The following is a 465-nucleotide window of genomic DNA, read 5'->3' as shown; positions in this document are numbered from 1 at the left end:
AGATTACGAGGCGTCTTGGATCAAGAATGGGTATTCATTGACGGAAGCTACATACGCGTGCATCAACATGCAAGTGGAGCTCGGTATGGTTTCGAAAGAGCAATTGGACAATCACGTGGTGGACAAACAACAAAAATACATCTTGCAACCGACGCGAATGGATTACCGATTGATTTTAAAATCACTGGGGGTGACGTCCACGACAGTCAAGTTGCAAAACAACTGATTGATATTGTAGGCGAGGCAACATATCTCATTGCTGACAAGGGATATGATGCTGAGCACATTCGAATATGTGCTAAGAACAAGAATATGATTCCTATTATTCCATTGAGATCAAACAGTAAGAGATCGAATAAAGAATTTGATAAATATCTATATAAATTAAGATATTTAGTTGAAAACGCTTTTGCGAGATCAAAATATTTCCGTGCTATTGCAAACTCGATTTGATAAACTAGCACG

1 pseudogene is annotated in these 465 nt (G+C 38.5%); it reads left to right on the top strand.

The annotated features are described in order from the left end of the window. Positions 1–465, top strand: a pseudogene (locus tag ACNPNW_RS06080) (IS5 family transposase); the annotation flags it as partial.

Source organism: Acinetobacter endophylla, from assembly GCF_053543775.1.
This window is presented reverse-complemented; position numbering and strand designations above follow the sequence as displayed.